Here is a 2,215-nt window from a genome sequence, read left to right as displayed (position 1 = left end):
ACTGGTAGACAGTCGGGTTCGATTCCCGGCAGCTCCGCCGAGAATCCTCTGGTCAGGACCATAAGTCCTGGCCAGTTCTCTTTTTCCATCAACATCTCATCAACAATTGCTGGTTAAGTTTTCATCTTTTCGGTTTTCATCTGCTCCGTATCCGCCACGCCGGCCATAGCGTGTGCTCTGAACCCCCAAGATGAGTCCAGTTCGTCCAGCTTGACCAGCACAAACGCCTCCGTTCTGGATTCGCCTCAGCTTCACACGCGGAAGGTCGCTGGTTCGATCCCAGCCGGGACCACTTCGAGACGATGCAGGTCAGGTACGCATTTCTGTGATCTTGGTGGGATCGAGATGGCATCCGAAAGGGCAAAATCCGCACTTTGTCGGTATCTTGTCATTTGCCACGGTGATGGGACCACTGGTTAGCCACCAGCTAGGGACCACCTGTTTGGGCTCAGCGAGCATGGTGGTCGGGATTTTTGGCGCTGTCAACTGATGGTTTTTGACGCCGCCGGTAGGACTGGCCTTCGACGACCAGCTCGTGCGCGGTGGAGGTGAGTCGGTCGATCGCCGACTGGGCCAGTAGCGGGTCGCTCATCATGGCCAGCCACTCATCGGGGCTGCGGTTCGAGGTCAGCACGGTGGCGGCCTGGTGGTGGCGGGCCACGACCAGTTCGTAGAAGTCGGCGGTTTCGGTGGCGTCCATGGGTTGCAGCGCGAAGTCGTCGATCAACAACAGCCGCACTTGGGCGAGGCGGCGCATCTCGGCTTCGGTGCTGTTGTCGAGCCGGGATGCTTTGAGCCGTTTGAACATCGCATCAGCGCGCAGCATCAGGGTGGGAACCCGGCGGCGCACGGCGATGTGCCCAAGGGCGGTGGCCAGATGCGTTTTGCCGACCCCGACCGGCCCCAGGACACAAGCCCCGTGGGGTGCGTCGAGGAACCGCAGGCTGGTCAGCTCGTTCCATAGGGTGCGGTCGTAGCGCACGCCGGCGCTCTCGTCCCAGGTATCCAGGCGCATGCCGGGGTCCAGCCCTGCGGTGCGGGCGCGCCGGGCCGCCGAGGTGGTGTCGCGGCGGGTGGCTTCGTCGGCGAGGACGAGTTCAAGAAACGCTGCGTGGGATAGGTGCTGTTGGTTGGCCAGGATGAGCCGCTCGGGAAGGGTGTCGAGCATGGGTGAGAGTTTAAGCTGGCGCAGCACCCGTTTGAGGTCTGGTGAGATTGGTTCGTTAGCAATGGTTTTCGTCACCACAGCTGCTCCTGCTGGTTGCCCGGTAGCGCGCCGCCGTCAATGACCCTCATCCAGTCCGGCCGCTTGATCTGGTATTCGGCAGCGTCGCGGGCAAACCGCGCCGGCGCCAGGCCGCTAGCCGCCCGCGGCGGTGGTATCGCGATGTTCTCGGTGGCTTTTTCCAGCATGGCGGCGATCTTGGCCACCGAGATGACGTCGAGGTCTAGTGCGCGCCCGCACGCGGTGTCGGTCGGCCCGGCGCCGTAGCGCTTGACCAAAGACAGCAGCCGGTACACCTGGCGCATCTTGGTCCAGGGCAGGTCGTGATCCAGCAGACGCTCGGCGTAGATGCCCACGTTGGTGCCGTGTGCGGCCGCGGCGGCCACCAGCCGGGCCACATCCCGCATGGCGTAGGCGGTTTTCTCGGCGGGCAGATCAGACGGGTCGGTGGACCGCCCGCCCGCCGGCTGGCGGGGATGGGTCTTGACCAGCTGCCCGCGATAGAACAGCTTCACCAGCTCCTCGTCGGCGCGGGCGGAAAGCTGTTGCCCAAGAAGATGTTCTGGAATGGAATACAGAGCCCGATCAATCTGGACGTGGTAGTCGCGGTGGACTTTGACCTCGACATAGACCGGCACGGCATAGGGTCGGTCGGGCGCGGCCAACAACGCCGGCGCCTCCTGCTCGTTAAACACCGCCGCAGGTTGCGCGCAAGTGGTGCCGTGGATGCGCAGCCCGGCCTTGTGCGCACACCAGGCTTCGGCGCGGGCTTGAGCGTCGGCCAGATCGACGAAATCCTCTCCGGCGAAGAAGTTTCCGCGTACGTATTGAACCGCCCTCTCGACGCGTGGCTTGTTCCACGTTGTCAACTGCGCTCGATCCCGTCGGTGATCAGCGAATTGTTCGGGTGACGCACCCGTTTCACCCGTGGTCCGGGCGGGAGTTTGTGTTTCTGGCGGTTCGGCAAACGTGGTCGGAGGATCGGGTGTT

General features: G+C 63.4%; 3 protein-coding genes. 1 reads left to right on the top strand and 2 read right to left on the bottom strand.

The genetic code is table 11. The annotated features are described in order from the left end of the window. Window positions 1–448 precede the first annotated feature (448 nt). Window positions 449–1,246: an ATP-binding protein gene (locus VMD50_RS22105; RefSeq protein WP_475448095.1), complete on the bottom strand. Its 798-nt coding sequence runs from the start codon at window positions 1,244–1,246 to the stop codon at window positions 449–451. Beyond that, window positions 1,240–2,094 carry a Mu transposase domain-containing protein gene (locus tag VMD50_RS22100; protein ID WP_325430718.1) on the bottom strand — a complete coding sequence of 285 codons (855 nt, stop codon included), beginning with the start codon at window positions 2,092–2,094 and terminating at the stop codon, window positions 1,240–1,242. Before VMD50_RS22100 ends, VMD50_RS22105 begins: the two co-directional genes overlap by 7 nt. Between VMD50_RS22100 and VMD50_RS22095 the strand changes: the two genes are divergently transcribed. Next, window positions 2,073–2,215, top strand: a 143-nt coding sequence (locus tag VMD50_RS22095; protein ID WP_325430722.1) for a DUF5372 family protein, incomplete at its 3' end; no start/stop codon positions are given. The two genes, VMD50_RS22100 and VMD50_RS22095, sit on opposite strands and share 22 nt — an antisense overlap.

The organism is Mycobacterium sp., from assembly GCF_035506235.1.
Lineage (GTDB): Bacteria > Actinomycetota > Actinomycetes > Mycobacteriales > Mycobacteriaceae > Mycobacterium.
The sequence above is the reverse complement of the archived record's forward strand: the minus strand, read 5'-3'. Positions and strand labels throughout refer to the sequence as shown.